General features: G+C 71.3%; 22 protein-coding genes. 13 read left to right on the plus strand and 9 right to left on the minus strand.

What is annotated here, in order from left to right:
• Window positions 1-12 precede the first annotated feature (12 nt).
• Genes HL652_RS16030 through HL652_RS16040 form a run of 3 tightly spaced genes read left to right on the plus strand, consistent with a single transcriptional unit; the run spans window position 13 to window position 3,904 of the window.
• Complete coding sequence (locus HL652_RS16030) at window positions 13-1,074, plus strand: polyamine ABC transporter substrate-binding protein (protein WP_171706238.1); 1,062 nt, start codon at window positions 13-15, stop codon at window positions 1,072-1,074.
• Window positions 1,071-2,819: an ABC transporter permease subunit gene (locus tag HL652_RS16035; protein WP_171706239.1), complete on the plus strand. Its 1,749-nt coding sequence runs from the start codon at window positions 1,071-1,073 to the stop codon at window positions 2,817-2,819. Before HL652_RS16030 ends, HL652_RS16035 begins: the two co-directional genes overlap by 4 nt.
• The gene (locus HL652_RS16040) at window positions 2,816-3,904 is read left to right on the plus strand and encodes an ABC transporter ATP-binding protein (RefSeq protein ID WP_216603912.1); all 1,089 of its coding nucleotides are present in this window, start codon (window positions 2,816-2,818) and stop codon (window positions 3,902-3,904) included. Before HL652_RS16035 ends, HL652_RS16040 begins: the two co-directional genes overlap by 4 nt.
• On the opposite strand, the gene HL652_RS16045 is transcribed toward HL652_RS16040, so the two are convergent.
• Window positions 3,867-4,418 (minus strand): O-acetyl-ADP-ribose deacetylase, encoded by a 552-nt coding sequence (locus HL652_RS16045; RefSeq protein WP_171706240.1) that lies wholly within the window; start codon window positions 4,416-4,418, stop codon window positions 3,867-3,869. The two genes, HL652_RS16040 and HL652_RS16045, sit on opposite strands and share 38 nt — an antisense overlap.
• A gap of 78 nt (window positions 4,419-4,496) precedes the next feature.
• Here HL652_RS16045 and HL652_RS16050 point away from each other — a divergent pair, with 78 nt between their 5' ends.
• Together HL652_RS16050 and HL652_RS16055 are read left to right on the plus strand one after the other, a co-directional pair.
• Window positions 4,497-4,805 (plus strand): hypothetical protein, encoded by a 309-nt coding sequence (locus tag HL652_RS16050; RefSeq protein WP_171706241.1) that lies wholly within the window; start codon window positions 4,497-4,499, stop codon window positions 4,803-4,805.
• 58 nt (window positions 4,806-4,863) lie between these two features.
• A complete protein-coding gene (locus HL652_RS16055) occupies window positions 4,864-5,292 on the plus strand; it encodes a hypothetical protein (RefSeq protein ID WP_171706242.1) in 429 nt (142 codons plus the stop codon).
• 30 nt (window positions 5,293-5,322) lie between these two features.
• Here the strand turns inward: HL652_RS16055 and HL652_RS16060 are convergent, their stop codons facing one another.
• On the minus strand, window positions 5,323-5,757 hold the full coding sequence (locus tag HL652_RS16060; protein WP_171706243.1) for a VOC family protein: 435 nt from the start codon (window positions 5,755-5,757) through the stop codon (window positions 5,323-5,325).
• A 222-nt stretch (window positions 5,758-5,979) separates the two neighbouring features.
• On the opposite strand from HL652_RS16060, the gene HL652_RS16065 reads away from it, so the two are divergent.
• The 4 genes from HL652_RS16065 (at window position 5,980) to HL652_RS16080 (ending at window position 11,120) form a co-directional block, all read left to right on the plus strand.
• Window positions 5,980-7,680, plus strand: coding sequence for an asparaginase domain-containing protein (locus tag HL652_RS16065; RefSeq protein ID WP_171706244.1), 1,701 nt, complete (start codon window positions 5,980-5,982; stop codon window positions 7,678-7,680).
• Window positions 7,681-7,744: 64 nt separating this feature from the next.
• Entirely contained in the window at window positions 7,745-8,959 is a 1,215-nt protein-coding gene (locus HL652_RS16070) for an LLM class flavin-dependent oxidoreductase (protein ID WP_171706245.1), read from the plus strand.
• Between the two features lie 3 nt (window positions 8,960-8,962).
• Window positions 8,963-10,309 (plus strand): NtaA/DmoA family FMN-dependent monooxygenase, encoded by a 1,347-nt coding sequence (locus HL652_RS16075; protein WP_253743346.1) that lies wholly within the window; start codon window positions 8,963-8,965, stop codon window positions 10,307-10,309.
• 13 nt (window positions 10,310-10,322) lie between these two features.
• Window positions 10,323-11,120 carry a UTRA domain-containing protein gene (locus HL652_RS16080; protein ID WP_171706246.1) on the plus strand — a complete coding sequence of 266 codons (798 nt, stop codon included), beginning with the start codon at window positions 10,323-10,325 and terminating at the stop codon, window positions 11,118-11,120.
• On the opposite strand, the gene HL652_RS16085 is transcribed toward HL652_RS16080, so the two are convergent.
• The 3 genes from HL652_RS16085 to HL652_RS16095 all read right to left on the minus strand — a co-directional run bounded on the left by HL652_RS16085 (window position 11,078) and on the right by HL652_RS16095 (window position 15,330).
• On the minus strand, window positions 11,078-12,694 hold the full coding sequence (locus tag HL652_RS16085; protein WP_171706247.1) for an MFS transporter: 1,617 nt from the start codon (window positions 12,692-12,694) through the stop codon (window positions 11,078-11,080). The genes HL652_RS16080 and HL652_RS16085 overlap by 43 nt on opposite strands.
• Before the next feature lie 4 nt (window positions 12,695-12,698).
• Window positions 12,699-13,853, minus strand: a complete 1,155-nt coding sequence (locus HL652_RS16090) for an ABC transporter substrate-binding protein (protein ID WP_216603913.1) — start codon at window positions 13,851-13,853, stop codon at window positions 12,699-12,701.
• 283 nt (window positions 13,854-14,136) lie between these two features.
• Entirely contained in the window at window positions 14,137-15,330 is a 1,194-nt protein-coding gene (locus tag HL652_RS16095) for a MarP family serine protease (protein WP_171706248.1), read from the minus strand.
• Between the two features lie 86 nt (window positions 15,331-15,416).
• On the opposite strand from HL652_RS16095, the gene HL652_RS16100 reads away from it, so the two are divergent.
• From HL652_RS16100 to HL652_RS16110, 3 genes are read left to right on the plus strand one after another with little or no spacing between them, the layout of a single operon-like run.
• A complete protein-coding gene (locus HL652_RS16100) occupies window positions 15,417-15,908 on the plus strand; it encodes a glutathione peroxidase (protein WP_171706249.1) in 492 nt (163 codons plus the stop codon).
• A 47-nt stretch (window positions 15,909-15,955) separates the two neighbouring features.
• Window positions 15,956-17,035 carry a cell wall-binding repeat-containing protein gene (locus HL652_RS16105; RefSeq protein WP_171706250.1) on the plus strand — a complete coding sequence of 360 codons (1,080 nt, stop codon included), beginning with the start codon at window positions 15,956-15,958 and terminating at the stop codon, window positions 17,033-17,035.
• Between the two features lie 40 nt (window positions 17,036-17,075).
• Window positions 17,076-17,894, plus strand: coding sequence for a putative protein N(5)-glutamine methyltransferase (locus HL652_RS16110; protein WP_253743348.1), 819 nt, complete (start codon window positions 17,076-17,078; stop codon window positions 17,892-17,894).
• Between the two features lie 325 nt (window positions 17,895-18,219).
• Here the strand turns inward: HL652_RS16110 and HL652_RS16115 are convergent, their stop codons facing one another.
• Window positions 18,220-19,272 (minus strand): PHP domain-containing protein, encoded by a 1,053-nt coding sequence (locus HL652_RS16115; protein WP_171706251.1) that lies wholly within the window; start codon window positions 19,270-19,272, stop codon window positions 18,220-18,222.
• Between the two features lie 80 nt (window positions 19,273-19,352).
• On the opposite strand from HL652_RS16115, the gene HL652_RS16120 reads away from it, so the two are divergent.
• Window positions 19,353-20,327, plus strand: coding sequence for an NAD-dependent epimerase/dehydratase family protein (locus tag HL652_RS16120; protein ID WP_171706252.1), 975 nt, complete (start codon window positions 19,353-19,355; stop codon window positions 20,325-20,327).
• 296 nt (window positions 20,328-20,623) lie between these two features.
• Here the strand turns inward: HL652_RS16120 and HL652_RS16125 are convergent, their stop codons facing one another.
• The 3 genes from HL652_RS16125 to HL652_RS16135 are packed head-to-tail and all read right to left on the minus strand — an operon-like array spanning window position 20,624 to window position 24,554.
• Window positions 20,624-21,487 (minus strand): sugar phosphate isomerase/epimerase family protein, encoded by an 864-nt coding sequence (locus tag HL652_RS16125; RefSeq protein WP_216603914.1) that lies wholly within the window; start codon window positions 21,485-21,487, stop codon window positions 20,624-20,626.
• Window positions 21,487-22,737, minus strand: a complete 1,251-nt coding sequence (locus tag HL652_RS16130; protein ID WP_171706253.1) for a ribulose-bisphosphate carboxylase large subunit family protein — start codon at window positions 22,735-22,737, stop codon at window positions 21,487-21,489. The genes HL652_RS16125 and HL652_RS16130 overlap by 1 nt, the downstream gene beginning before the upstream one ends.
• Window positions 22,734-24,554, minus strand: a complete 1,821-nt coding sequence (locus HL652_RS16135; protein WP_171706254.1) for a hypothetical protein — start codon at window positions 24,552-24,554, stop codon at window positions 22,734-22,736. Before HL652_RS16135 ends, HL652_RS16130 begins: the two co-directional genes overlap by 4 nt.
• Window positions 24,555-24,569: the final 15 nt, after the last annotated feature.

Consider the following 24,569-nt stretch of genomic DNA (forward strand, 5'->3'; position numbering starts at 1 on the left):
AGTGGAGCACCCATGACAAAGAAGTCACGCATCATCATCACCGCCGTCACCACTGCCGGCCTGCTGGCACTCAGCGGCTGCGCCGCCGGAAGCGGCGACGCCGACAGCAGCGCCGCAGCGGGCGGCAGCCTGGTCTACGTCTCCTACGGAGGCGCGTTCCAAGACGCCCAGGCCGCCTCCTGGCAGGTGCCGTATACCGCCGAGACCGGCACGGAGTTCGAGAACACGAGCCCCTCCGACATGGCGCAGATCAAGGCCATGGTCGAGGCGAACCAGACCAGCTGGGACGTCGTCGACACCAATGCCTATTTCCCGAACCAGTTCTGCGACAAGTACTTCGAGAAGCTCGACCTGAGCGCCATCGACACCTCGCAGTTCACGGAGGGAAGCGTCAGCGACTGCGCCGTCCCCGCCGAGCGTTTCGCGCTCCTGCTCGTCTACAACGCCGAGACCTACGGCGACAACCCGCCGACCGAGCTCGCCGACTTCCTCGACACGGAGAAGTTCCCTGGCAAGCGGGCGTCGACCCGCGAGGTGTCGACGGGGCTCCTCGAGTCGGTGCTGGTGGCCGACGGCGTGGCCCCCGACGACCTCTACCCGCTCGACCTCGACCGCGCCTTCGCCGCCCTCGACACCATCCGCGACGTCACGACCTTCGCCGAGAACAACGGCGCCCTGCAGCAGCTCGTCACCGACGGGCAGGCCGACATGGCGCTGATCGTCAGCGCGAGGGCGCTCACCGTGGCCCGCGACGGAGTACCGATCGAGCCCGTCTGGGGCGAGACCATCACCACCTTCAACTCCCTCGCCGTACCGAAGGGCGCTCCCAACGCCGCTGAGGCGCAGAAGTTCATCGCCTTCGCCACGCAGCCGGAGCAGTCCGCCGCGTTCGCCGAGGCCTCGGGCACCTCGCCGGCCAACCTCGACGCGAAGCCGACGTACGACGACCTCGCGGCGAAGTTCAACGCCTTCGCCGACGACGGCCGCACCGAGACCACCCAGCTCGACGCCGTCTGGTGGTCGGAGAACATCAACGAGGTGCAGAACCGCTTCACCACCTGGTTGGCCGGATGATGACCGCCGTGCACTCCGTGCCCGCGACGGAGAGCGCCGCCGGACCCCTTCCCGGGTCCGGCGGCGCCGGGCACCGTGCCCCCTCCGGTGGGCCCGGCCGCCGCCGCCGCCCCGGCCGCCCGTTCTGGCTGCTGTTCGTCCCGGCGGCCGCCGTGGTCGCGATCTACTTCGTGGTCCCCCTGGCCCAGGTGGTCTGGCGCTCGTTCAGCGACCCCGAACTGGGACTGTCGAACTACGCCGCCCTGCTCACCGACGGGGTGACGGTCACGGTCATCCTGCGCACCCTCGGGGTGGCACTGCTCGTGACGGCCGTCACCCTCCTGCTCGCGTATCCCTACGCCTACGCCATGACCAAGGTGGGGCCGACCGGTCGCGCCGTCATGCTCGCGCTCGCGCTGCTCCCGTTCTGGACGAGCCTGCTCGCCCGCAACTTCGCCTGGCTGCTCCTGCTGCAAGACGGCGGGCCGGTGCAAAGCTTCTTCGCCTTCTTCGGCAACGACCAGGTGGTGCTCTACGGCAGCCTCGGCGGTGTCGCCGTCGCCATGTCGCAGGTGCTGCTGCCCTACATGATCCTCCCCCTCTACAGCTCGATGCAGTCGATCGACCGCCGCCTGCTGACCGCCGGCCGCAGCCTCGGCGCGAACCCGCTCAAGGCCTTCGCCAAGATCTACTTCCCGCTCTCGGTGCCCGGCATCGTCGCCGGTGTGCTGCTGGTGTTCGTGCTGAGCCTCGGCTTCTACGTCACCCCCGCCCTCATCGGCTCGCCCCAGCAGTCGCTCATCGCGCAGCTGCTCGCCTCCCGTACCCGTGAGCTCGTCGACTTCGGCGGTGCCGGGGCGCTCGGCACGGTCGTGCTGGTCATCGCCATGATCCTGCTCCTGGTCATCTCGCGCTTCGGCCGGGGCGCCGGCGCCGTCGGCGGGGCCACCGCCGTCACGGGCGGGAACCGGCGCAGCACCCTGGGCTGGCCGGGCCGCGTCGTGGCGACCGTGGTCGGCTTCCTGCTCCTCGCCCCCACCCTGGTGGTCATCCCGATGAGCTTCTCGGCCGGCAACACCTTCCAGTTCCCACCGAAGGAGTGGTCGCTGCGCTGGTACGAGTCCTTCTTCACCTCGCAGAAATGGCAGTACGCGCTGCAGAACTCCATCACCATCGGGCTGCTCGTCATGCTCACGGCCACGGTGCTGGGCACCGCGGCGGCGATCTTCATCCACCGTCGCCGGGGCCGTCTCGCGTCGGGCGTGAACTCCTTCCTCACCCTGCCACTCGCGGTGCCGAACATCGTGATCGCGGTGGCCATCTACATCGTGTTCCTGCAATGGGGCCTGGCGGGCACCATCGGCGGGTTCGTCGCGGCACACACCGTGCTGGCCATCCCCTTCGTGCTGGTCGCGGTCGGTGCGTCACTGAGCGGTTACGACCGGAGACTGGGCGACGCCGCAGCGAGCCTCGGAGCCCCCGGCCTGTCGACCTTCCGCAAGATCACGCTGCCGCTCATCCTGCCCGGCGTGCTCTCCGGCGCGATCTTCGCCTTCGTCACGAGCTTCGACGAGGTGGTGGTGGCACTGTTCCTCAAGTCCCCCCGCCTCACCACCCTGCCGGCGCTCATGTACGACAGCGTGACGCTCGAGATCGACCCGACGATCGGGGCGGCGTCGTCGCTCGTGGTCGTGGCGACGAGCATCCTCATCATCGTCCCCCAGCTCATCCAGAACCACCGCGCCAGAAAGAGGGCAGCACTGTGAAAGAGAGCAGCACCGTGAAAGACAAGTCCGCCAACGGAATCGTGCTCTCCGATTTGCGCAAGGACTACGGAACCGGCTCGCTCGCCGTCGACGGCGTCGACATCGACATCGCTCCCGGCGAGTTCATGACCTTCCTCGGGCCGAGCGGTTCGGGCAAGACGACGACCCTGAACATGATCGCCGGCTTCGAAGAGGTCACCTCGGGCAGTGTGGTGATCGCCGACTCCGACGTGTCGACCCAGCCCGCGCACAAGCGCGATCTCGGAATGGTGTTCCAGAGTTACGCCCTGTTCCCGCACCTGACGGTGGAGCAGAACATCGCTTTCCCGCTCAAGGAGCGCAAGGTCGCCAAGGACGAGATCGCCCGGAGGGTCGCTGAGGCGCTCGAGCTCGTGCACCTCGGCGACTACGGCAAGCGCTACCCGCGCGAGCTCTCCGGCGGTCAGCAGCAGCGCGTGGCGCTGGCGCGCGCCGTGGTGTTCCGCCCCCGGGCGCTGCTGCTCGACGAGCCGCTGGGCGCGCTCGACCGCAAGCTCCGCGCCTCACTGCAACTCGAGATCCGCCGCATGCACCGCGAACTCGGCCTCACCTGTGTCTTCGTGACCCACGATCAGGAGGAGGCGCTGTTCCTCTCAGATCGCATCGCCGTGTTCAACAAGGGCAAGATCGAGCAACTCGGTACCCCGAGCGATCTCTACAACTCGCCCAAGACGTTGTTCGTCGCGCAGTTCCTCGGCGACTCGAACGTCTTCCCAGGTGTGCGCAGCGGCGCCACGTTCCAGAGCGGCGGGCAGATCTGGGCGCTGGCCTCCGCCGAGGGCCCGAGCGAAGGGCACCTCATCGTGCGCCCCGAACACGTCGAGGTGCACCCGGCCGACGCGCTGCCGAGCGCCGGGCACAACGCCACGACCGCCACGGTGGAGTCGAGCGTCTTCCTCGGCACGTACCACCGCCTGGAGCTGCGGTTCCCCGACGGCACGGCAGGACTCGCGATGGCGCCGGCGCGCGCACGCGATTCCGCCCCCGCCGAGGGGACGGAGGTCGTGGTCAGCTGGTCGATCGCCGATCAGTGCCTGGTGCCCTGAGGGCCAGCCTGAGGGCGCGCCTGAACGCCTCCTCGGCCTCCGCGTTGAACAGCGCGAAGGCGACGCGGCCGTCGTAGGGGCTCGCGAGCACGGTCTCGACGGCGATGCGCGCCGCGTCGTCCATCGGCCAGCCGTACACCCCTGCCGAGACGGCGGGGAAGACGACGGATGCCGCACCGAGCTCCGTCGCCACCTCGAGCGAGCGGCGGTACGCCGACGCCAGCACGGCCGAACGGTCGTCTCGGGCGCTCCAGACCGGCCCGACGGTGTGGATGACCCAGCGGGCGGGGAGGTCGCCCGCCGTGGTGGCGACCGCGTCGCCCGCGGGGAGTCCGTCGGGGAAGGTCGTGCGCCTGAGCTCCCGGCAGGCCTCGAGAACGGCCGGGCCGCCGCGGCGGTGGATGGCGCCGTCGACCCCGCCTCCGCCGAGCAGCGAGCTGTTCGCGGCGTTCACGACGGCGTCGGCGGCGACCGTCGTGATGTCGGCCCTGACGATCTCGATCGCATCCGTCATGCGCCCGAGCCTACGACCGCCGTCGCGGCAGCGCAGCCGCCCGGTCGGGAGTTAACCTTCGGGATGCATAATGCGGGCATGGCGAAAAAGACCCGGACCGCGCTCAAGGAACTCGTGAAGGCCCTGGAGAAGCACGTCGACGTACTCGAAGACCCGAAGAGCAACCGAGGAAAGCGCGATCGCGCCACCGCGAAGGTGCGCGCCGCAGCGATCGCCTACTCCTCGGTGATGCACTCGCGCACCGGCGCCGAGAGCCCCTTCCTCGACATCCCCGACCCGCGGCTCGACGAGTCGACGGTCGCTTCGCTCAAGGCCGAGAAAGACGCGCTCGTCGCGAAGCGTGCGGCCAAGCGGGCCGAGAAGGCCAAGCACGCCGCCGACGACTGAGGCCCTGCATCCGCCGCGCGGGTGGGAGCGATCAGCCCACCCGGGTACGGTCGTGCGCATGAGTGAAACGGATGCTCGCGACGGCGACCAGGTGACGGCACGGCTCGACCGGCTGAACGAGGCCTGCCGGGCCGCGCCCCAGGAGATCGAGCCCCAGATCGCGCTGTGGAGCGCGATCTGCTCGCTCGACGAGTGGGTGTTCGTGAACCGCGGCACGGCCGAGCAGCCGAGGCCCTACGCCCTGGCGGCCGAGGCGGGTCACCTGGTGTGCATCTACAGCACCCCGGAACGCGCCCGCGCCGGCGCGATCGCCAACGGCCTGGTCGCCGAGGGCGAGGCCGTGCCGATGTTCAGCACGCCGCTTCCCTCCGCGCTCGACTGGGTGCTCGGTCTCGCGGGCGCCGGGGTCTCGGGTGCGACGGTCGACTATCCGCAGCTCGGGGCGTGGACGCCGCTGCCGAACCTCGCGCGCTTCCGTCAGACCTGAGCGGCGGCTCGCGGCTCGCGCCTCGCGGACTCAGGCGCCGTCGGGCGCGGAGTCGGCGGTCGACCCTCCGTTCACCATCCAGGCCACGCCGAACTTGTCGGTGAACTGGCCGTAATAGTCGCCCCAGGGCGCCTTCTCGAACGGCAGCGTGACCGTGCCGCCCGCGGAGAGCGCCTCGAACCAGCCGCCCAGCTCGTCGGTGTCGTCTCCGCTCAGCGAGATGGTGATGGTGCTGCCCGGGGTGTACTCCATCGAGCTCGGGGTGTCGGAGGCCATCAGCACGAGCCCGCCCGGCGTCACGAGCTGGGAGTGCATGATGAGCGAGCCCTCGCCCTCGTCGACCGGCATCTGGAACTCGTCGAAGGTGTTCGAACGGAGCTCCCCGCCGAAGACTGAGTGATAGAACTCCATCGCCTCCTTCGCGTCGCCCTTGAAGTTGATGTAGGGGTTCAGGTTCGTGGTCATAGCTGCTCCTCCCGCTCCGAGCGCACCGCCGCGCTGAGCTCTCGCGCCCACCCTAGCCACAAATGTGAACGGTGTACACATGATTCCGGTGAACATCCGCCCTCCCGGCGCAGCGGGGACGGATGCGCGTGGTGACGGCGATCGCGGGTGACGCGGGGTGGCGAAGCGCGTCGGTCACACGGCGGCAACGGTGGTGAAACAGGGCGCTCCTACGCTTCGGGCATGAGCTTCACAGCAGACCGCCGGGCCCGCGTGGTGATCTTCTCCGGCCCGCGTGCGACCATCCAGAACAGTGCCGCGCTGCGCACCAGCCAGTCGGTGCGCAGGGCCCGGGGTCTCGCGGGCGCCGACCCCGCCGCACCCGAGGCGCTGCGGTCGCAGCATCTCGCCGCGCCTGTCACGGCGTTCGTGACGGCGTTCTCGGCGCATCCGCTCGAGGGCGACGCCGCCGAGCTCTACGGGCCGGTCGACGGGTGGCTCGACCCGGCGTCGGGCGAGTTCCTCTCGGCTGCTGACGCGACGGGCGCCGCGGGGCCCGACGGCTGGACCCCGGTGTACCGCGTCACCCTCGACCCCGCCGACGGGCCCTACCCGCTCCCTTACGCCGCCACCCAAGCGAACGGCGAACCCTGGAACGGCCCCTTCGACGACGCGGGCAACGCCCGGCAACTGTTCTATCCCGACGCATCGCGCATCGTGCGTGAGATCGACCACTTCGGCCTCGACGGCTACGGCGGCAACAACCTGCTCGGCGGGCTCGCCGACTTCGACTTCGTGCGGGCGGCGCCCTCCGGCGGGTACACGAAGGGCCAGCCCGCCGCCGAGCGCACCGACACCCCCACGCCCGCCGGCCACCGCGGCGAACCAGGAGACCTCGCTCCCGAGGTGCTCGGCGAGAACTTCTTCCCCTACATGCCGATGCGCCAGGAGCCCGCCCTCCCCACCCTCGCGACGCTCACCAACATCGTCTACGACACCCTCGCCGGCGGCGACTACGACGGCGCCATCTGGCTCGAGGGCAGCCCCACCACCGAGGAGACCGTCTACTGGTTCAACCTCCTCATCCCCACCCGCCGGCCGCTCATCGGGAACTGCTCGCAATACGGGCACGGCGTGTTCGGCAACGACGGCGACCACAACCTCGTGCAGTCGACCGCCTACATCGCCTCCCGGGTGTGGGCCGACGAGAACGGCGACGACCGGGTCGGCACCGTGATGATCCAGAACGGGCAGGTGTTCACCTCGCGCGAGGTGCAGAAGGCGGATGCGCGGCCCGGCGGGTACATCGCCTACGGCGGGCACGGCGGCATCGTCGGCAACACCGTCGAAGACCCCGTGCTCTCGTTCGTGCCGGTCGCCCGGCACACCCACACCTCCTCCCTCACCCTCGACACCCTGCCCACGAGCGTGCCCGGCATCCACGGCACCCCCGTCGAGACCCTCGACGGGGACGGCCATCTACTACCATCGGCGATGCCCAAGGTGACTGTCGCCCGCTACGTGAATTACGGGCAGGACGACTTCTCCGACTCCGCCGACAGCGAGGTCGAGATCCTCGCCCGGATCGACAAGAACCTGCGCGACCACCCGCTGTCGGGAATCGTCGCCGAGGGCTCCGCGCCCTACGGCGGCGTCTACGAGTCGATGCGGGCCGCGCTGCTGCAGGCCGTGTTCCGCGGCATGCCGGTGGTGGCCGTGGGGCGCGGCGGAGGCGGATACGCCTTCGGCCAGTCGACCATGGGCGGGCTGCTCGTGCGCGGCAGCAACCTCTCGGCGCCGAAGGCGCGCATCCTGCTGATGGCGAGCCTGCTGAAGATCGGCGCCCTGCCGGTGCCCGCCGATCCGGATGCGCCCACGGCGGCCGAGCTCGACGCCATCCGCTCGAAGGTCGCCGAGTACCAAGTCGTCTTCGACACCCACTGAGCGTCGCCCGACACCCACTGAGCGTCGCCCGACACCCACCGCCCGCCCTCCGAAGGAGCAACCCATGGTCAGCTACGGCGTCTTCCTCCCCGTCGGCAACAACGGCTGGATCCTCTCCACCACCTCGCCGCAGTACGAACCGACTTTCGAGCTGCAGCGCTCGATCGTCGAACGCGCCGAGAAGCACGGCTTCGACTTCGCGCTGGCGATGCTCAAGTACCGCGGCTACGGCGGCGAGACGCAGCACTGGAACCACACCATCGACCCGATGACCCTGATGGCGGCGCTCGCCCCGCTCACCTCGACCATCAAGCTCTATGCCACCGTGTCGCCACTCAGCTACAACCCGATCGTGGTGGCGAAGATGGCCCAGCTGATCGACGAGATCTCGGGCGGGCGGTTCGGCATCAACCTCGTCGCGGGCTGGAACCGCAGCGAGTACGCCCAGATGGGCGCCTGGCGAGGCGACGACTACTACGGCTACCGCTACGACTACCTCTCGGAGTTCACGCAGATCCTCCTCACCGCCTGGGAGAGCGGGAGGGTGACCTTCCACGGCGAGTACTTCGACATCGACGACTGCGAGGTGGCACCGGTGCCCGCCGGCCACATCGACCTCATCTCGGCCGGCACCTCCTCGCGTGGGCGGCGCTTCGTGGCGGAGTACGCCGACTACCAGTTCGGCGCGGGCGGCGACGCGGCGGAAGTGGCAGCGTCGAACGCCGCGCTGGCGGCGGCGAGCGCCGACCTCGGCCGCACTCCGGGCGCCTTCGCGCAGACGCTCGTGGTGCTCGGCGACACCGACGCGGATGCGCAGCGCAAGGCCGAGCTCTACCAGCGGGGCGTCGACCTCGGTGCCGTGGCCGGCATGGTGCGGGAGTACTCGAACGACACCTCGACCGACGGCTCGAGCGCCATGGTCGTGGAAAGCCACCGGGCCGACGTCTCGCCGTTCTACGGCGGCCGCGCGCTGGTGGGTTCGCCGCAGACGGTGGCCGACCACCTCAACGCCATAGCCGCCGTGCCCGGCACCGCCGGCGTGATGCTCACCTTCGACGACTTCCTCGAAGGCACCGACCGCTTCGGCACCGAGGTCATGCCCCTGCTCGACCACCTCCCCACGCGAACGACCACCGCACCCGCACCCGCCGCATCCGCGCCGACCACCGCACCCGCACCCGCACCCGCACCCGCACCCGCACCCGCACCCGCAGCATCCGCCGACACCGCGACAGCACCCGCGCCGACCACCGCACCCGCGCCCGCCCCGAAAGGCTGACCCGTGCCCTACCAGATGAGCCTCGCGCTCGACCTCTCCTTCTCCCACCACCAGGGCAGGTGGCGACTCCCCGGCTCCTGGGCGGGCCGCGACTTCCCCGATCTGCGCATGTACCGCGAGCTGCTGCTTGCTGCCGAACGCGGCTGCCTCGACATGGTGTTCTTCGGCGACGGCACCGGCATCCCCTCCACCTACGGCGGAACCATCGACCCCGCCGTGGAATGGGGCATCGGATTCCCGCGCCAAGACATGAGCCCGTTCATCGCCGCGCTCGCGCAGCAGACCAGCAACATCGGTTTCGGACTGACCTACTCATCGACGTTCATGCATCCCTTCTACGTCGCCCGACTGCTCAACTCGCTCGACATCGTGACCGCCGGGCGGATGGCGTTCAACGTCGTGACCTCCTCACGCGGGGCCGACGCCGCGAACTACGGCTTCGACTCGCTGATGGATCACGACGCACGCTACCGACGCATGGAAGAGTTCGTCGCCGTCTGCCAAGAGCTGTGGAGAAGTGTCGACCGCGACGCCTTTGTGTGGGACAGGGAGACCGGCATGGTGGCCGAGCCGGGCAGCATCCGCGCCATCGACCACCACGGCGAGTTCTTCGACGTCGCCGGCCCCCTCAACACCGTGCCGAGCCCGCAGCAGGCCCCCGTGCTCATTCAGGCCGGCGGCTCGCCGCGCGGCATCCGCGCCTCGGCCGGCTTCGCCGACGTCGTGTTCGGCGGCGCCTTCTCCGACGCCGACCGCCTGCGCCACCGCACCCTCCTCGACGAAGAGCTGCTCGCGGCCGGCCGCGACCCCTCCCGCGTCGGCATCCTCTGGGACCTCCAGCTCATCGTCGGCGAGACCCCCGAAGACGCCCGGCGCCGCAAGGCCCAGCTCGCCGAGCTGCTGCCGCCCGAGGCTTCCGCCGCACAGTTCGCCCACAACACCGGCTACGACTTCCAGGCACTTCCCGAGCGCTTCACCCTGGAGGAGCTGCAGGCCGAGGTGATCGCGAAGCAGGCGAGCCCGATGGGGTTCCGCGACCTGGTGAACGAGCACGGAGCCACCACCGAACTCACCCGCGAGGAGTTCTTCGAGGGGCTCTGGAAGGTGGCGACCGGCTACGAGCACACCGTCGCGGGGAGCGCCGCCGAGGTCGCCGACTACCTCGAGCAGGCCTACGAGGCCAGCGGCAGCCGGGGCGGCTTCATGATCGCGCACCCGCAGGTCACCCCGCGCGACCTGATCGACGTGGTGGGGCTGCTCGTGCCGGAGCTGCAGCGGCGCGGGCGATTCCGCACCCGCTACGACGGCTCGACGCTGCGCGACACCTTGGGGGTGCCGGCGTTCGCGTGAGAGGCTCGACGCGATGACGCCACCCGACGCAGCCCGGCCCCCGCAGCCCCCGCGGCGGCGGAGCTTCACCGACGACAAGATCCTCGATCTTGGCCGCCACCGCCGACAGGACGAGGCGAGGCGGCTGCGCGACCTGGTCTCGGCGTTCGTGCTCTCCGCCGCCGAGAGCGGGCAACGGCTGCCCTCCGACGAGGAGATCGCCCGAGAGTTCTCCTGCACCCGCAACACCGCGCGCATCGCGATGCAGATGCTGGTGCAGGAGAACTCGATCGGGCGCGCGGCGGGCCAAGGCACCCACGCGCGCACCCCGCCCACCACCTGGCGCACCGACCGCCTGCTCGACAAGCTGCGCATCTCACCCGAGCCCGTCGACCACGACTACCTCCTCATCGGCTGGCACGAGACCTCGGCAATCCCGGCCCCCATGGCGGCGGTGTTCGATCCTGAGGCGGTGCGGATGGCCGTGTTCGAGCGTGTGGTGCTCTATCGCGGGCGCCCCGGTTCACTGCGCACCTATTACCTGCCGCTGCGTGCGCACGACGAGTTCGGCCAGGCGGAGGCGAACGACGACGTGCTCGAGGTGCTCGAGCACCGCTTCGAGCACAGTCCGCTGAGCGCCTCGCGGCAGATCAGCGCGATCTCGGCCGACCTCTCGGCGGCCGAGCTGCTCGCGGTGGAGGTGGGCACACCCCTGCTGTTCATCGAGACGACCGTGCGCTCGGCCGCCGGGCACGTGGTGATGGTCTACCACGGGCGTCAGCGCTCCGATCAGGTGCGGGTCGCGCTCGACCCCTCCCGCGCCGATCTCTGAGCCGCGCGCGGCGGGCGCGGCCCGCGTGCCCCGTCCACCTCGCGCTCCCCACGCGCCTCGTGCGCGCCGCGCGCCCCACGCGCCCCGCGCACGAGCGGCACGACGAGCACGATCAGAGCGAGCAGCAGAGTCGCGGCGATGGCACCGACCGCGGGCAGGGGCCCGGCGAGGTCGGCAACCGCGAAGACGAGGATGGGCCCGAGCGCCGCACCGATGTCGCCCGCTGAGCGGGTGAAGCCGATGATGGTTCCCGCGGTGGCGGGCGGGAACCGCTCACCCGTCACCACGTTCGGCACGATGCCGGCCACGCTGGTGGCGACGTAGTAGAGCACGAGCACCGCCGAGAAGGCGAGCGGCGCCGTCATCGCGGGGAACAGCATCACGGCACTCGCCGCGACGAGGGTGGCGGGCACGAGCACCGTCAGCCGGGCTCCCCGGTCGACCACGCGCCCCACGAGCGGCAGCGCGCCGATGCTCACCACGGTGCCGACGGCCATGACGATGCCGAGGCCGAACGGGTCGAGCCCGCCGATGTCGTAGGCGAGCACCGGGATGAGGCCCTGCTCGCCCGCGAAACGCGCGAAGAAGGTGGCGAAGGCGACCGCCACCAGCCCCACGACCAGGAGGCGGGAACCCGAGCGCCGCCGCGCATCCGCCGCCGCACCCGCGACACCCGCCGCCGCCTGCGCTGCCGCCGCCGCATCCGCGTCCGCCGCGACCGGCGCGCTCTGCCGGGCCCGCGCATCCGGTGCCGGGCGATCGGCGAAGGCCGACCAGAACCAGCTCGCCGGCCGCACCAGATCGACGACGAGGCACACCACGAGCGGCACGACCGCCACCGCGAACGCCCACTGCACGCCCCATGCGCTCACCGCGGCGCCGCCGATCAGCGCACCGACGGCCCCGCCGCTCATCTGCACGACGGTGGCCATCGCCATGGTGCGGCCCCGGCGCTCCGGCGGCGCACCCGCCACGATCACCGCGAAGCCGATCGTCACCGCAGCCCCGCCCAGCACGCCCGCGACCAGCCGCGCGGCGAGCAGCGCCGGCTCGTTCGGCAGCAACCCCGTCACCGCCGTGACCGCGATGAGCAGCACGCACACCACCTGCAGGAAAGGTCGGGGAGGGATGCGGCGGAGCGCCAGCCCGGCCGGCACGTTCGCGATCACCCGACCGCTGGCGAACGCGGCGATGAGCACCCCGATGCTGCCCGTGGCGAGTCCGAAGTGGTCGACCAGCACGGGGAGCGCGGGGACGATGACGCCCCAGGTCATCTGCACGCAGGCGATGAAGGCGCACACGAGCACCGCCTGGCCGCCGATGCCCCAGGTGCCGCGGGAGCGGCCTCCGGTCTCGGGCCGGTCACCCCCGGTGCCGCCCGACCCGCCACCGGGCACGCCGCCCGACCCGCCACCGGGCACGCCGCCCGACCCGCCGCCCGACCCGCCGCCCGACCCGCCACCGGGAACGCCACCCAACCCGCCACCCAGCCCGCCGCCCGCAGACGCCGGAGCGGCCGGCTCGGGCGCAGAACGCTCCGAGCCGGCCGCATCCGACCGCGGGTGACGACTCACGAACTCACTCCGCCATGCCGATCGACTCGTCGATGAACTCGTTCGTCACCAGGTCGCCGGGAGTGAGCCCCTCGGCCACAGTGACGCCCTGCGCCTCCCAGACGGGGATCATCTTGTCCATCAGGTCTTGCACGCGCGCCTCGTCGAAATCGCCCAGAGTCGCGTTCTCGCCATTGCCCGAGATGCCCTCGGCGAGCATGGTCTCGACCGAGTAGTCGGCCACCCCCTGGGTGTAGACCCAGCCCGTGTCGTACTGCTCGACCAGATCCAGGATCAGCGCGTTCGTCGCATCCGGGTCGGCGAAGTAGTCGACCTCGGCCTGCTGCAGCACCGGCACCAGCGCCTCGAGGCACGACGCCGAGGTCTCCACATCGGCCGAGCGCACCACCACGGGGTCTTGGTAGGGGCGGAAGCCGAGGTCGTCGATGAGCTGGTAGGCGACGGGCTTCATCCAGCTCTCCACTTCATTCTCGTACACATAGGGCTCGGCCGAGGCGTACCCCTGCTGGGCGTCGGCGCCTCCCGAGGCGACGAACGACGCGGGGGTGCCGTCGTAGGAGGCGTCGAGCTGCGACTCGGGGATGATGCCCGCCGAGGTCAGGTACTCCATGTAGGCCGAGCCACCGAAGTAGCGGATGATCGCGCCGGCGTCGACGAGATCGCTCACCCCCTTCACCTCAGGATACGTCGCCGGGTCCCACATGATCATCAACGGGCTGATGTCGTGCGAGGCGAACACCGCGGTGGTGGGCATCTCGTCCGACTGGGCGATCGACTCGTCGGTCGAGACGTATCCGAGCAGGATGTCGGGGTCGGTGTACATGAGGCTGGTCACCGTCTGGTAGCCGGTCGCCGGGCCGCCGGCCCTGATCTCGACGTCGACACCGGTGTACTCGCCGCTCGCCATGAGGGGCCCGGAGACGACCTTCTTCGAGGCGTCGATCGCGGGCTCGTCACCGAGCAACTGGTAGAGGTGGCCGTGCTCGGCCTCGGGGTTCCAGCCGGTCTGGATGACCACGGTCGCGGGGCAGCCGGCCGCCGCCAGGTCGACGCTTCCCACGGTGAGACCGGCGGCGTCGGCGCTCTCCTCCGTGGCCGAAGAGCCCGAGCTGCAGGCGCTCAGCAGCAGTGCCGAGGCGGCGAGCGCTCCGATCGACACGGCCGCTCGCGAACGGGAGGAACGGGACGGGCGGCTGCTCGGGCGGGAGGTGGTGCGGCGCATGGGATCTCCATCTGTCGGTGGTGCAGTGGGGTGCGGGGCGCTGCAAGTCTCGCCGCCGGCCGTTGCACCCGTGTTTCCCTGCCGCGAACTCCCGGTTGCGCCACTCGGCGGGGCGTGGATCGGTGCTGTGGCGCGCATCCGTCGCCCCTGCGCCACCTGCGGGTGAGCGCGGCTCGGGCGCGGAGGGCGCGGCTCGAGCGCGGAGCGGCGCGCACGCGGCTCAGCCGGTGCAGGCTCCGGATGCGACGGGCTCGGTCGACGAGACGGCAGCCAGCACCGGGGCGATCTCGTCGAGCGTCATCGCATAACCCGTCTCGGAGTCGAGCGTCGACCGGGCGAACACCACACCCACGACGGTGCCGTCGGCCGCGAACAGCGGACCGCCGGAGTTGCCCGGCCGCACCAGGGAGCGGAGCGAGTAGATCTCGCGGGTCACCGCATCCTGTTCGTAGATGTCGCGCCCGACCGCCTCGATCACCTCGCGCACGCGCGCCGACTCGGTGTCGTACGGGCCGTTCTCGGGGTAGCCCGCCACCACGGCGGAGTCGCCGGCGGCGAGCTCCGACCCGAGCGGGAGCGGGTCGACGCCGAGACCGGGCACCGCGAGCACGGCGAGGTCGCGATCGGGGTCGAACACGACGAGCTCGGCCGCCAGTAGCTCCCCGGTGCCGCCGAGCTGCACCCAGGTCTTCTCCGAGCCCGCCACCACGTGCGCGTTCGTCATCACCCGGTCGCCCGCCACGACCCATCCGCTGCCCTCCGCGTCGGAGCCGCAGCTCGGGGCGGAGGAGAGGATGCGCACCACACCGCCCGCGGCGTCGTTGACCGCCTGCGGGATCGACGGGTCGGGCGCCGGGGCGTCTTGGATGGTCTCCGGTCCGAACGCGAACACCTGCGGGAAGCCGGAGTCGTCGAGCGCGGAGTTCAGGGTGCCGAGGGCCGTCGACGAGGGCACGGGCGCCACGGCGTCGAGCGCCGCGACCACACGCGAGGAGCTGACGACCTGGGTGACTGCGGGGATTCCGGTGGTCTGCAGGAAGCCCGCGAGCAGCCACACCACGACGGCCCAGGTGAGGAGGCCGAGCACGGAGCCGCCGAGGGCGTCGAGTCCGCGGCCGATGCGCACGGCCCCGATCACCCGCCTGAGCAGCTGGGCGAGGATGGTGAGCGCGGTGACGGCGAGGCCGATGCTGAGCACCAGCACGGCGCCGGTGGCGACGGCGCGCTGCACCGGGGAGTTCCAGCCGAGACCCGCCAACCAGTCGACGAGCCCGGGCGCCACCGCCGTCGCGAGCAGGGCGCCGCCGACGAGGCCGAGCAGCGACGCGGCGGTCACGAGGGCGCCGCGACGCCATCCTCCGAGCACGGCCAGAACCGCGATGAGGATGAGGACGATGTCGACGAAGAGCTGCATGTGGGGGTCATGCTACGGCCGCCGTGTTTCGCGCACCTGGGAGACGGGTGTCGAGACGCCCGGGGGCCGGGCGTAGAGTGACGCTCGTGACCTCGAGCATCGACGACATCTCCCTCACCACCATCGACGGCGGCTCCGCGACCCTCGCCGACTACGCCCCCGTGAAGCTCATCGTGAACGTGGCGTCGCGCTGCGGCCTGGCGCCGCAGTACGAGAAGCTCGAGGAGCTGCAGAAGACCTACGGCGACCGCGGGTTCACCGTGCTCGGCTTCCCGAGCAACCAGTTCCTGCAGGAGCTCGGCGACACCGAGAAGATCAAGGAGTACTGCTCCCTGACCTGGGGCGTGACCTTCCCCATGTTCGACAAGGTCAAGCTCAACGGGCGCAGCGCCCACCCGCTCTACCAGGAGCTGAAGAAGACACCGGATGCGTCCGGCAAGGCCGGGCGGGTCACCTGGAACTTCGAGAAGTTCCTCGTCACGGCCGACGGCACCGTGCACCGCTTCCGCCCCAGCGTGCAGCCCGACGACCCTGAGATCATCGCGCTGATCGAGGCGTCGCTGCCTGGCGCTGAGTAAGAAGTACTCATCTCGGAGCTGCCCTTCCGGCGCTTAGCGTCGACGGCATGACCCCCTCTCGTTCCCTCCGTCTCGGAGTCGTCGCCCTCTTGGCCGGCGCCCTCGCCGCCCCTCTCCCCGCCACCTTCGCGTCGGCCACCGAGGCGCCCGCCCCCGACATCTCATCGTCGAGCGGACTGGTCGCCGAAACCGGCACCTTCGCGCCCGGCGTCACCCGCATCGGGGGTGCCGACCGCTACGACGTCTCGGCAGCCACCTCGACCAACACCTTTCCGAACCCCGGGGTGAAGGTCGCCTACGTCGTGTCCGGAGAAGTCTTCGCAGACGCGCTTTCAGCGTCGGCCCTCGCGGGTGGCTTGGGGGGTCCGGTTCTCCTCACGCGCAAGTCAGAGCTGCCCGGGTCGGTGTCGACCGAGCTGGACCGCCTGAAGCCCAAGGCAATCGTCGTGCTCGGCGGGGAGAACAGCGTGAGCTCCTCCGTCTATGAGAAGCTCGCCGATTACACTCCGGTCATCAGCCGGATCGGTGGCGCTGACCGGTACGAGGTGTCGGCGGCGGCGTCGGCCGCGGCCTTCTACTCCCCTCTTCCCACCTACAGCGTCCCGGTCGCCTACGTCGCCTCCGGGGAGAGCTTCCCCGACGCACTGTCGGGCTCGGCATCAGCCGCACACCTCGGCGGCCCGGTGCTCCTGACGAGAAAAGGGGAGATCCCGCCGTCGGTCAAAGCGGAGCTCATGCGACTCCGCCCGAAGCGCATCGTCGTGCTGGGCGGCGCAGGCACCATCGACGATGCGGTCATCACCACGCTTCGGGAGATTCAGCCGGCCGCATTCCGCCTGGCAGGCAACAACCGCTATGAGACCTCGGTGTTCGTGTCGCAGGGTTTCGACCCCGGCGTCGACACGGTGGTCGTGGCATCCGGAGCCGTCTACCCGGACGCACTCTCCGGTGGCCCGACAGCGATTGCCGGCAGTGGCCCCGTCGTGCTGGTCGACCCGGCTGGAATCTCTCCGGCCGTCCACACCGAGCTGACCCGGTTGGCACCCAAGCGCATCGTCGTGCTCGGTGGGCCGAACACCGTGCCCCAGTCAGTGGTCGACGCCTTGTCGGCCTACATCCGCCCCTGACGCCCTACTCCGCTCGCGCATCGGAGTAGAGTGCCGCCTCGTGGAGAACGAGGCGGCACTGTGCGTGTGGGCAGTGGGAGTGCTGCGGGCGGCGGGGTGCGTGTTCGCGGAGGAGGAGGCGCGGCTGTTGGTCGAGGCTGCGGCGTCGGCGGGCGAGCTCGAAGGGCTCGTGGCGCGGCGAGCTGCGGGAGAGCCGCTGGAGCCGTTGCTCGGGTGGGTAGAGTTCTGCGGGCGCCGCATCGTGATCGACCCGGGGGTGTTCGTGCCGCGCAAGCGCACCGAGCTGCTCGCCGAACGCGCGCTCGCCGAGGCGGCCCGAGCTCGCGCGCACCGCGACGGCAGCGTGCGCACCTCACCGGAGGGTGTCATCGTGCTGGAGCTGTGCTGTGGGGCGGGGGCCGTGGCGGCAGTGGTGGAGGGCGCGGGTGGGTTTGCGGTGGTGGCGGCCGATGTCGATCCGGCGGCGGTCGCGAATGCCCGCAAGAACCTCGCCGACGCATCGGACGTGTTCGAGGGCGACCTGTACGGCGCACTGCCGGAGCGGTTGCGCGGGCGGGTCGACGTGATCGCAGCCAACGCGCCGTACGTGCCGACGGAGGCGATCGCCCTCATGCCACCCGAGGCACGCGACTACGAGCGACTCGTCGCCCTCGACGGCGGCGCCGACGGGCTCGACGTGCAACGCCGGGTGATCGCCGAGGCGCCCCTGTGGCTCGCCGCGGGCGGCACCCTGCTGACCGAATCGAGCGAGCGGCAGGCGCCGTCGACCGCGCAGCTGATGACAGCATCCGGGTTCGTCACCGAGATCGTGCGCGACGACGACCGCGACGCCACCGTCGTCATCGGGCGGGCCCGCTAGCCGGAGCGGCCACCACGAGCGTGATACGACTGACGATCGTCGGCAGGTGGTCGCGCAGGACCCACAACGCCGGATCGGCTGGGAGCGCTACTTGCGGTAGGGCGACTTCGCCATCTCGATGACGGCCATGACGCCGAGCACACCTCCGACGACGGTGATGAGGCCGACGACGCCGAGCAGTACTTCCGCCACCATGAAGGTCTCCGTTCCCTGGGTCGCCCCCAGCGTACCAAGACCCGGCCACGGCCGCCGCCGACCGGACCGACGCCGACCGGCAGCGCCGAGCCGCGGGGCCGTGCCGGGCAGCGCGGCCACGCGGTAGGGCTCAGCGGTGCCGCGCAGTCCACTCCAGCAGGCGCGGCAGCTCCCAGGTGGTGACGACCCGCTCGGCGGGAACCCCGGCCGCAGCCGCCCGGGCCGCACCGTGGTCGAGGAACGACAGGTGCCCGGGTGCGTGCGCGTCGGAGTCGATCGAGAACAGGCACCCCGCCTCGAGGGCGAGCGCGATCAGCTCCTCAGGCGGGTCCCGCCGCTCCGGCCGCGAGTTGATCTCGACCGCCACCCCCTCCTCGGCGCAGGCCGAGAACACGGCCCGCGCGTCGAACTCCGACGGCGGCCTGGTGCCGCGCGACCCCTGCACCAGCCGGCCGGTGCAGTGCCCGAGAACGTCGGTGTTCGGGTTGCGCACGGCGGCGAGCATCCGTTCCGTCATCGTGGCCCGATCGGCGCGCAGCTTCGAGTGCACGCTCGCCACCACGACGTCGAGCGACTCGAGCAGGGAGGTCTCCTGGTCGAGCGATCCGTCGTCGAGGATGTCGACCTCGATGCCGCTGAGCATGCGGAAGGTCGAGCCGCCCGAGCCGCCCGAGCCGCCGGCCTCGGCGAACTCCGCGTTCAGCGCATCCACCACGTCGAGCTCCTCCTCCAGCCGCTCGGGCGACAGCCCGTTCGCGATGGTGAGGCTCGGCGAGTGGTCGGTGAGCGCCTGGTACTCCCGCCCGAGGCGCTGCGCCGCCCGCGCCATGGTGGCGATGTCGGTCGTTCCGTCGCTCCAGTCACTGTGCGCATGGAGGTCGCCGCGCAACGCCTCGAAGAGACGCACGGCCTCGGGGTCGAGCTCGTAGCCGCTCCTCGACCGGAGGTCTGCGAGGTAGTCGGGCACCCGCCCCTCGAGCGCCTGCGTCACGATCTCGAGCGTGCGCGCACCGATCCCCTTCGTGCCCTTCAACCGCCCGTCGGATGCGCGCTCGGCGATCTCCTCGGGCGTCCACTCGGCGAGCACCCCGGCCGCCGTGCGGAACGCCTTCACCTTGAACCCCGGCGCCAGCTCGCGCTCGAGCAGGAACGCCGTCTCCTCCACAGCCTCACGTGCATCCATGCGCCCGACCCTACTGCCCGGCACCGCCCGTGACACCGAGCCGGAAGGCGCGCGCTCGGTAGACTTCGAGGGGCATCGGAGTGGAGCAACGGATGATCGTGGTGACGGGGGCGACGGGCTTCATCGGCTCCTACACGGTGCGGGCGCTGCGCGATCGCGGGCACGATGTGGCGGTGCTGAGCCGCTACGACTACCGGCCCGAGGCGTTGCGGGTGATCGGCGACGACCCGCCCGAGATCATCCGCGCCGAGCTGCATGACAGCGAAGCGATGGGCCGTGCGCTCGACCGGCTGCGACCCGACGCCGTGGTGCACCTCGACGCGTACGTGAACCCGGTGGCGCTGAAGAACGACCCGGTGAAGGCGCTCGAGATGAACGTCGACCCGACGCTCGAGCTGCTCGAACTGTGCCGCATCCGCGAGGTGGGGCGGTTCGTGTTCGCGTCGTCGGTGTCGGTGCTGCCGACCGTGAGGTACGAGCCGATCGATGCCGCGCATCCGCTCGTCACGAACCGGGAGGGGCCGGCCGGCGGCTTCTACGGGGTGTCGAAGGCGGTGTCGGAGATCATCGCGCTGGGGTACGCGGATGCGTTCCCGCTCGACGTGCGCATCGCCCGGCCGAGCGCGGTGTACGGCTTCGGCATGCAGTGGCCGGTGGGGGTGAAGCCCGTGGTGGAGGGCATCGTCGAGGGTCGGCCGGTGTCGGTGGCGAGCCGCGGACCGCTCCGCGACTTCACCCCCGTGCACGACGTCGCCGCGATCTTCGCGGCCCTCGTCGACTGCGACGAGTCGTGCGACCGCGTCTTCAACGCCGGCACGGGCCGCCCCCTCTTGTCGCCCCTCGAGTTCGCCGAGGTCGTGCGCGGCACCTTCCCGGATGCGCGGCTCGACATCACCGACGACGACCTCGACCCCACCGGCGTCGAGAGCCGCTACCGCGGCGTGCTCGAAATGCGGCCGGTGCGCGAGCAACTCGGCGTCGAGTCGGCCTTCGCCTCCCTCTCCGAGGGGCTCCTCGCCTACGCCGCCGAGTACCGCGCCTTCCTCGGCGCCTAGCCCGGCGGCTTCGCCGCGCGAACGGTATGAGAATCGTGCAGTCGAGCCCCGGGGGAGCTCGGCGGCACGATTCTCATACCGTTCAGCCGCTCACGCCCGGGCGGGGGCGGTGGGTGCGCCAGCGGCGGCACCCCGGGGCGGGCCGGCGGGCGCGCCCGCGGCGGCACCCCGGGGCGGTGCGGTGGGCGGTGGGCGCGGCTGCGGCAGTGGGCACTGCCACGGATTCGCCGCACGAACGGAAGGAGAATCGCGCGCTCAAGCCCCGGGGGAGCTCGGCGGCGCGATTCTCATACCGTTCAGCCGCTCACGCCACCGCCCGCGGCGGCAGCCCGCGCGTCCGCGGCCCGGAGCCAGTGGAGGGCGTGTTCGGCCCAGCGGGTCTCGAGGGTGATGGTGCGGGCGGAGTCGCCCTGCCAGGGCACCCACTGCTCGATGATGCGGCTGATGCCGCGCCGGGAGGGATCCACGGCGGCGACGAGGCCGTCGTAGTCGAGCAGACCCTCGCCGAGCGGCACGCCCGCGAAGCGGAAGCCGACCATGTCGGGGCTGCGGGTGAACGCGAAGTCCTTCACGTGGAGGTTGCGCACCCACGGCACGGTCATCGCCACCACGTCGGCCGGGTGCTCGAGCCGCGCGACGACGTTGCCCGGGTCGAGGCAGATGCCGAGGCCCGGCGAGTCGATCGTCGCGACGAGGTCGACGAGGTCGGCGGTGGCCACCTGCTCGTAGGTCTCGAGGGCGAGCGTCACGCCGGCCGCCTCGTAGGCGGGCAGCACGGAGCGGAGGGCGGCCTCGGCCTCGGCAGGCGTGGGCCGGTGCGCGGGCGTGACGAGCATCGACCGCACCAGCGGGCTGCCGAGCTCGAAAGCGATGTCGAGGTAGGCGAGCAGGTGCTCGGGCGCGATGCCCTTCGTGCCCACCTCGAAGCTCACGCCGAGCTCGTCGCCCAGGCGCCGCAGCTGCGGCAGCCGCTCCCGCTGCGCGAGACGGATGCGCGACAGACCCTCCGCGGCCAGCCGGTCCAGCTCCGGCAGGTCGCACAGCTGCACGAGACCCACTTCGAGGCGTGCCGCATCCTCGATCACCCGCTCCACCGTCCAGCGGTCGTCGGCGCTCGCATCGAGGCGCCACTGGTAGGCGTAGCTCGACAGGCCGATCATCAGGCCCGCCGGTCTCCGAAAGTGGCGAGCGCCGCGGCCAGCTCAGGATGCGTCTCGGCGTAGTCGGCCAACGTGCGGCCGGCGAGGGCGGCATCCCAGGCCTGCCTGATGCTCGTGACACCCGCCGCGACCCCGTCGGGGTGGGCCATGATGCCCCCGCCGCACACGTACAGCAGGTCGGCCGAGCCGAGGGCGGCGTAGGTGTCGGCTGCCTGGTCGGCCGACTGGGCGGAGGAGAACACGGGAACGGCGGCGGGCCCACCGTTCATGGGCTCGAGCACCGAGCGGGCCGAGGCGATGACGGAGTCGTCGGGCTCCCAGAACTTGTTGCGCAGCCCGTTGACGTGCACGTGGTCGGCGCCGGCCAGCCGCCACAGCTGCTGCCACACCCGGAACGAGTAGCCGAGCGACGGGTCGCGCGTGAGCGCACCCCACCCGGCGCGGTGCGCGTGGATGGGCAGGCTGCTGTGCATCCGCACGTCGCGGAGGCCCGCGATGCCCACGGCGTTCACGTTCACCATCACGCAGTTGCCGCCGCGTTCGGCCACGAGCTCGGTGCGGCGGCGCATCTCGTCGATCTCGCCGCTGACGTTCGCCGCGTACAGAGGCCGTCGCCCGGTGACCTCGGCCGCGCGGTCGAGGCCGCGCAGCACCGCGTCGAGACGCTCCTCGAACGGGGAGTGCGGCGAGTCGGCCATGAGCTCGTCGTCTTTGATGAAGTCGAGTCCGGCGAGGGCGAGCTGCTCGGCGAGCTCGCCGGTCTGCTCGGGGGTGAGTCCGACGCTCGGCTTCACGATGGTGCCGATGATGGGGCCGGTGGGCACCCCGGCGAGCTCGCGCGTTCCCTCGAGCGCGAATTGCGGGCCAGGATGCGCTTCCCCGAACGCCGGCGGCAGCTCGAGGTCGATCAGCCTGATGCCCGACAGCTGCTGCAGCTCGAACAGGTTGCCGGCGACGGTGGCGAGCAGGTTCGGCAGCTCGGTGCCGATGTTGTCGGGTGGGAAGGAGAGTACGACCTCGCCGCGCACGTGCGGTCCGGGGCCCGTCGCGCCCGCGAGCGAGGGGTGCTCGACCTCGCCGAGCGGCACGATCTCCTCGACACGCGCGGCGTGCTTGCGGTGCAGTTCGGGCGTCTCGCCGGGGAGGGCGATGAAGGTGCCGGTCGACTGCTCCCCCGCCATCGCCTCGGCAGCGGCGTCGAGGCCCCGCGGGGTCTCGATGAGGTAGCGGGCACGGATGCGGTCTGTCACGTCGAGGGGCCTTCCGGGAGGAGTCTGGTCTGGTACGGGGAGAACGGATGCGCGACACCGGCCACGACGATCGTGCGGTCGCGAGGCGCGAGGTTGGCGACGAGCACGGCTCGCGCGCTGTCGGTCTCGAGCGGGAGGGCGGCGACGTCTGCGGCGAGGTCGACGATCGGGGCACCGACGCGCTGCGCCCCGGCGACCGCGGCGAGCGCCGCGCCCGCGGACGAGAGCGCGGGCGCAGGCGCAGGCGCGGTGTGGCGCAGGAGCTCACCGGGCCGGAGCACTCCGCGTGGTCCGGAGAGTTCAAACGCGGTGATGGTGTCGACGCCTGTGGCGATGAGGGTGGCGAGGGTGGCGGTGAGCCAGGCGGCGGCGAAGTCGTCGTGCTGGCGGGGGTCGACGGAGTCGGCGTCACGGCCGAGGCGGGCGATGGGGCCGGGGCGGTAGATGACGCGCCGCGGGCGCAGGGTGAGCGCGCCGATGCCGATCGATGTGCCCGAGGGAGCGAGCGATCGCGCCGTGTCGATCATGGCGGGCAGCGCCTCGACCGTCTCGATCACGGCGCGGTCGCGCCGGTCGTGCACTTGCGGGTTGAGGGCGAAGCTCAGTCCGGAACCGTCGGGCACCTCGGGGGCCGTGCGGGAGAGCTCGGCGAGGTTGTCGTCCGATCCCACCGACAGCGGCACGCCCTCGAGCAGCTCCCCGAACGCCGCGCGGAGCAGCGCCGGGGCTTCCGGCCGGGTAGCAGGCAGCGCCGTGTCGAACACCAGCACCGCCGCGAGCCGACCGCGCCGCGCGCGCAGAAGCTCCCCGAGCACACCCAGCGCCTGCTGCGGTTCGTGGCCCAGGTGCACGGCGAGCTCCACCGGCAGCCCGGCTGCGGCGGCGAGCGCCTCCTCCCCGCGCAGCCTCTCCCCGTCGGCGACCACGTCGACCCTCACCTGATCGACGGAAAGTGCCTCGACGAGCCGAACGCGCTGATCCGCCTGCAGCTCGAGATCGTCAGGGCCGAGCTGCACCCCGAGGCGCGGCCGCGCGGCCAGGCCCTCCCACGGCACGACGACCGCGGTGGGATCGGTGCCCGCAGTCGTCGTGCCGCCCGCGCCTGACGCACCGCGCGCATCCGTCGGCTGCTCGCCCGAGATGCCAGGGGCCGAGGCGACGCTCACGGTCACGGCCTGCCGCACGATGACGCCGTCGGTGAGTTCGTAGGGGTAGGGGAGGGCTAGGGGGCGGCTGTAGGTCTTGAACGACGCGTCGGACCAGTTGCGCTGGTCTTCGGTCTCGAACACCTCGCCCTCGAAGACGATCTCGACGGCAGCCTCGGCGAGGCCGGGAAGCGGATGCGCGAGGCCGGCCAGGTCGAGGAACGGCTGGTGCGGAGACACCAGGGTCGGGAAGACGGAGGCTTCCGTCGTTCCGTCGCCGTGACGCACCTCGACCGGGCCGCCCGCGAGGGTGAGGGGATGCAGGGCCACGAATCCGATGCGGTTCGTGAGCACGGTTCCCGACACCCGCACCTCCGCCTCGTAGCGGAGTTCGGTCGGCGTGACGGTGAGACTGGCGATGGATTCGGCGCGGCCGTCGGGGAACCGGTAGGAGCCCGTGGCGTCGAACCGAGAACCGGCACCGGCATCGGCGGATGCGCGGGTCGCCTCCGCGACCCCCCGATCGCCCGCGATGGTGCCCCACGCGTCGTCGCGCACCACGAACTGGAGACCGCGCAGCACCTCCGCGCCGTCGAAGGCGAGGTGCTCCACGTCTCCGGCGGCGGAGAGCGTGAAGCTCCACGCGCCTACGTGGTGTGCAGCATCCGTCATCGTGTTCCCGATCCT

It is taken from the genome of Herbiconiux sp. SALV-R1 (assembly GCF_013113715.1).
Classification (GTDB): Bacteria; Actinomycetota; Actinomycetes; order Actinomycetales; family Microbacteriaceae; genus Herbiconiux.